Origin of the sequence: Kluyvera ascorbata ATCC 33433, assembly GCF_000735365.1 — a bacterium.
Taxonomy (GTDB): Bacteria; Pseudomonadota; Gammaproteobacteria; order Enterobacterales; family Enterobacteriaceae; genus Kluyvera; species Kluyvera ascorbata.
The window spans coordinates 1-5348 of sequence record NZ_JMPL01000184.1 but is presented as its reverse complement, the minus strand read 5'-3'; the positions used below and the strand labels follow the sequence as shown (position 1 = coordinate 5348).

Below are 5348 nucleotides of genomic sequence, written 5' to 3'. Positions count from 1 at the left end.
ACGGCGTGGAAGTGATGGGCTCGGAAGGCTACCTGATTAACGAATTTCTCGCCGCACGCACCAACCAGCGCGACGATCAATGGGGCGGCAGCTACGACAACCGCATGCGCTTCGCGGTAGAAGTGGTGCGCGCCGTGCGCCAGCGCGTCGGGAAAGACTTTATTATTATCTACCGCCTGTCGATGCTCGACCTGGTGGATAACGGCGGCACCTTTGATGAAACCGTACGCCTCGCCCAGGCGATCGAAGCCGCAGGCGCAACGATCATCAACACCGGGATCGGCTGGCACGAAGCGCGGATCCCGACCATCGCCACGCCGGTGCCGCGCGGTGCGTTTAGCTGGGTGACGCGCAAATTAAAAGGTTTGGTGACCGTCCCGCTGATTACCACCAACCGCATTAACGATCCGCAGGTGGCGGACGATATTCTGGCGCGTGGCGATGCCGACATGGTATCAATGGCGCGCCCATTCCTCGCTGACGCCGAGCTGCTGTCAAAAGCCCAGACGGGGCGCAGCGATGAGATCAACACTTGCATCGGCTGTAACCAGGCCTGTCTGGATCAGATCTTTGTCGGCAAGGTGACCTCATGCCTGGTCAACCCGCGCGCCTGCCACGAAACCAAAATGCCGATCCTTCCTGCCACCACACGTAAAAACCTGGCGGTCGTCGGCGCGGGCCCGGCGGGGCTGGCCTTTGCTATCAATGCTGCCGCACGCGGTCATCAGGTCACGCTGTTTGACGCCAGCGCAGAAATTGGCGGGCAGTTTAATATCGCCAAGCAGATCCCCGGCAAAGAGGAGTTTTACGAAACGCTGCGCTACTACCGCCGGATGATCGACGTCACCGGCGTCACGCTGAAGCTTAACCAGCGCGTCGGCGCCGACGATCTCCTCGGTTTTGATGAAGTGATCCTGTCGACCGGGATCGCACCGCGCAAGCCGCCGATCGAGGGGATCGAACATGCCAAAGTGCTGACCTATCTGGACGTTTTGCGCGATAAAGCGCCAGTAGGGCAACGCGTGGCAATTATCGGCTGCGGCGGCATCGGCTTTGATACGGCGATGTACTTAAGCCAGCCCGGCGACTCCACCAGCCAGAATATCGCCGAGTTTTGCGTGGAATGGGGTATCGATACCAGCCTGTTGCAGTCAGGCGGCCTGCGCCCGGAAGGGCCGCATCTGGCCCGCAGCCCGCGGCAGATTGTGATGCTGCAACGTAAAGCCAGCAAGCCGGGCGAAGGGTTAGGCAAAACCACCGGCTGGATCCACCGCACCACCCTGCTTTCACGCGGCGTGAAGATGATCCCAGCTGTCAGCTACCAGAAGATAGACGATGAGGGGCTGCACGTTGAGATAGGCGGCGAAGCGCAGGTGTTAGCGGTTGATAATGTGATTATCTGTGCCGGTCAGGAGCCAAACCGTACGTTGCACGAACCGCTGCTGGCGGCGGGCAAGACGGTGCATCTTATCGGCGGTTGTGATGTAGCAAGCGAGTTGGATGCCCGACGGGCGATTGCGCAGGGGACGAAGCTGGCGCTAAATATTTAAGCCAGCCAGCCCCCGGCGTCGCGTTCGCTCGGCCGGGCTACGAACGCGACGCCGGGAAGGCGCTATCTCATTAACGACGACGACCCAACTTCACCGCTTTCAGGATCACAAACTTGTTGTTGGTGGCGATGGTTTCGCAGTTGCCAAAAATCTTCTTCAGCTTGTGGAAGTAGTCCAGATGGCGGTTCGCCACGATATACAGCTCGCCGTTAATTTTCAGGCAGCGACGAGCGTGGTGGAACATCTCCCACGCGATGTTATCGGTCAGCGCATGCTTCTGGTGGAACGGCGGGTTGCAGAACACCGCGTTGAAGCGGAACGGTTCTACGCCAGAGAGCGCGTTGTTAATCATAAACTCGCTGCGATCCAGCGCGTCCGGCAGGTTGGTTTCCACATTCAGACGGCTGGAAGCGACCGCCATCGGTGATTCATCAACGAATACCACGCTAGCTTCTGGGTTTTTCGCCAGCAGCGTCATGCCCAGCACACCGTTACCGCAGCCAAGATCGACAATCTCGCCTTCCAGGTTCTCCGGCAAGTGCCCCATAAAGAAGCGCGCGCCGATATCCAGCCCGGTACGGGAGAAGACGTTCGCATGGTTGTGAATGGTCCAGTCGGTGCCTTCCAGCTTCCAGCTCAGGGTCTGAGCCGTTTCAGCCAGCGTCGGTTTAGTAAAGGTGCCGTTTATCAGGCGCGCCTTTTTCCATGCCAGCGTGGTAGTGGTTGGGCCCAGCACTTTTTCAAACAGCTCAAGGGTAGAGGTATGGATATCACGCGCCTTTGCACCAGCGATAATGCGCGTTTCTGGCGTGACCACCTCGCGCAGCGCACGCAGCTGCTGCTCCAACAGCGCCATGGTTTTCGGCAGCTTAATCAGTACGACGCTCGGCGCCTGCGGGTATTCCGCGGTGCTGTCGAGGAATTTCACGCTAGACTCAGCAATGTCGTTGTGGCGCAGGTTTTCACGCGTCGCCAGCTCGCTTAAGTAGGAGTCGCCAATGCTGTACGGCGTATGTTCCGCCAGCGCGCAGGCCAGCGCACCGAAGGTATCATTCAGGATAAGCACCGGGCCGCGAATCTCAGTATCGTCCAGCTGTTGCAGCAGATATTCATCGGCTGCTTCCCACGCCAGCAGTGGGTTAACGTCGTCCGTCTCCGGGAAACGTTTAAGTGTCAGTGAACGGAAACCGTTGTCTGTGTGGCTCATCGGCCCTCCTGAATGGTAAAATTTCGGCGTATCCCTGAAAAGGGTGCGTGAGTATACACTTTTATGATTTGCGTGGACATGAATGAACCAACTAACTTACCTCCAGGGCTACCCGGAACATTTGCTTTCTCAAGTGAGGACGCTGATTGCTGAACAGCGTCTGGGGACGGTGCTGGAAAAACGCTATCCGGGCAACCACGATTTCGCCACCGATAAAGCCCTCTGGCAGTACACCCAGGATCTGAAAAGCCAGTTCCTGCGTAACGCGCCGCCCATCAATAAAGTGATGTACGACAATAAGATCCACGTACTGAAGAACGCGCTGGGGCTGCACACTGCGGTATCACGCGTGCAGGGCGGTAAGCTGAAAGCGAAAGCCGAGATCCGCGTGGCCACCGTATTTCGCAACGCGCCGGAAGCCTTTTTGAAGATGATCGTCGTGCATGAGCTGGCGCATCTGAAAGAAAAAGAGCATGACAAAGCGTTCTATCAGCTGTGCTGCTACATGGAGCCGCAGTACCACCAGCTGGAGTTTGATACCCGCTTGTGGCTGACGCACCTTTCGTTAAAGGAAACTGCGTAGTCGCCCACTGGCAATGTCATAAAGGCGTGTTACATTGACGAGAGAATCCCTTTATGGAGCCAGAAGGCGTTTATGATACGTTTCGCAGTGATTGGGACAAACTGGATCACCCGCCAGTTTGTCGATGCCGCGCATGAGACCGGCAAGTACAAGTTGACCGCCGTCTATTCCCGCAGCCTTGAGCAGGCGCAGACCTTCGCCAACGATTATCCCGTCGAACATCTGTTTACGTCGCTGGACGCCATGGCGCAAAGCGAAGACATTGACGCGGTTTATATCGCTAGCCCGAACTCGCTCCACTTCCCGCAGACTAAGCTGTTTTTACAGCATAAAAAGCATGTGATTTGCGAGAAGCCGCTGGCCTCCAACCTGCATGAAGTCGAGCAGGCTATCGCCCTCGCCCGGGAAAATCAGGTGGTGCTGTTCGAAGCGTTCAAAACCGCCAGCCTGCCTAACTTCCAGATTTTGCAGCAGTCGCTGGAGAAAGTCGGCCCGGTTCGTAAGGCGTTTATTAACTACTGCCAGTACTCCTCGCGCTACCAGCGCTATCTGGACGGCGAAAACCCGAACACCTTTAACCCGGCCTTCTCTAACGGCTCAATCATGGATATCGGTTTTTACTGCCTGGCCTCTGCGGTAGCGCTGTGGGGCGAGCCGAAACAGGTGCAGGCTTGTGCCAGCCTGCTCGATAGCGGCGTTGATGCGCACGGTATCGCGGTGCTCGACTACGGTGATTTCAGCGTGACGTTGCAGCACTCTAAGGTCAGCGACTCTACCCTGCCGAGCGAAATTCAGGGTGAAGCGGGCGCGCTGGTGATTGAGAAGATCTCCGAGTGCCAGAAAGTCGCTTTCATCCCGCGCGGCAGCAAGGCGCAGGATCTCAGCCAGCCTCAGCATATTAATACTATGCTGTATGAAGCCGAGGAGTTTGCGCGCCTGGTCGAAAACAACGAAGTGAACCACCCTGCTCTTGAAGTGAGCCATATCACCGCGAAGGTTCAGACGGAAATTCGTCGCCAGACCGGCGTTGTCTTCCCGGCGGATGCGCCTGCCGCGTAAAACAACGTAAAGCACATGTTGCAGGCCATTGACGAAATCAATGGCCTGTCATATTTTGTTACGTGCAAAGGGGAGTAACTTCCTTGTCGGTGGATCGTCATTACGATACGTGCAAAACCGTATCCGGTCGCCGAGCAACGGAAAACGAATGCGCTACCGCATTCGTTTTTAGTTGTAAGTGAGACCTTGCCGGAAGGCGAGGTCTATGCATAAAAAAGCAGCGGCTATCGTCTTCTGACGTTAGCCGTTTTTTTATGCGTAAGGAAAATTCTATGAATACAGTCGGCACACCGTTGCTGTGGGGCGGATTCGCTGTCGTCGTGGTGATTATGCTCGCTATCGACCTGTTCCTGCAGGGCCGTCGCGGCGCGCACACCATGTCCATGAAGCAGGCGGCAGCCTGGTCTCTGGTGTGGGTCACCCTCTCATTACTGTTTAACGCTGCGTTCTGGTGGTATCTGGCACAAACCCAGGGCCGCGCGGTGGCTGATCCGCAGGCGCTGGCCTTCCTCACCGGTTATCTGATTGAGAAATCGCTGGCGGTGGACAACGTCTTCGTCTGGTTGATGCTGTTCAGCTACTTCTCCGTGCCTGCGGCGTTGCAGCGCCGCGTGCTGGTCTACGGCGTGCTGGGTGCGATCGTGCTGCGTACTATCATGATCTTCGCAGGAAGCTGGCTTATTTCCCAGTTTGAATGGTTGCTCTATCTCTTCGGCGCGTTCCTGCTGTTCACCGGGATTAAGATGGCGCTGGCGAAGGAAGATGAAGGCGGGATTGGCGATAAGCCGCTGGTGCGCTGGCTGCGCGGGCATCTGCGGATGACCGACAAAATCGAGAACGAGCACTTCTTTACCCGTAGAAACGGCGTGCTGTTTGCGACGCCGCTGCTGTTGGTGTTGATTCTGGTGGAGCTGAGCGACGTTATCTTCGCAGTCGACAGCATTCCCGG

The 5348-nt window shown here is 56.9% G+C and carries 5 protein-coding genes; 4 read left to right on the top strand and 1 reads right to left on the bottom strand.

What is annotated here, in order from left to right; all coding sequences use genetic code 11:
• Nucleotides 1-1550 (top strand): oxidoreductase (locus tag GKAS_RS22535; protein WP_035897662.1); only part of this gene is annotated, 1550 nt, incomplete at its 5' end.
• Nucleotides 1551-1620: 70 nt separating this feature from the next.
• Here GKAS_RS22535 and rlmG read toward each other — a convergent pair.
• Entirely contained in the window at nt 1621-2757 is a 1137-nt protein-coding gene (gene rlmG, locus GKAS_RS22530; RefSeq protein ID WP_035897661.1) for a 23S rRNA (guanine(1835)-N(2))-methyltransferase RlmG, read from the bottom strand.
• Nucleotides 2758-2839: 82 nt separating this feature from the next.
• Between rlmG and GKAS_RS22525 the strand changes: the two genes are divergently transcribed.
• The 3 genes from GKAS_RS22525 to GKAS_RS22515 form a co-directional block, all read left to right on the top strand.
• Nucleotides 2840-3340, top strand: coding sequence for a YgjP-like metallopeptidase domain-containing protein (locus GKAS_RS22525; protein ID WP_035897660.1), 501 nt, complete (start codon nt 2840-2842; stop codon nt 3338-3340).
• Nucleotides 3341-3412: 72 nt separating this feature from the next.
• A complete protein-coding gene (locus tag GKAS_RS22520) occupies nt 3413-4399 on the top strand; it encodes a Gfo/Idh/MocA family protein (RefSeq protein ID WP_035897658.1) in 987 nt (328 codons plus the stop codon).
• Between the two features lie 272 nt (nt 4400-4671).
• The coding region (locus GKAS_RS22515; protein WP_035897656.1) for a TerC/Alx family metal homeostasis membrane protein at nt 4672-5348 on the top strand (677 nt) is incomplete at its 3' end.

Bases quoted from the DNA above. Each gene is read 5' to 3' on its own strand.
- GKAS_RS22525 (WP_035897660.1), top strand. From the start codon at position 2,840: ATGAACCAACTAACTTACCTCCAGGGCTACCCGGAACATTTGCTTTCT.
- GKAS_RS22520 (WP_035897658.1), top strand. From the start codon at position 3,413: ATGATACGTTTCGCAGTGATTGGGACAAACTGGATCACCCGCCAGTTT.
- rlmG (WP_035897661.1), bottom strand. From the start codon at position 2,757: ATGAGCCACACAGACAACGGTTTCCGTTCACTGACACTTAAACGTTTC.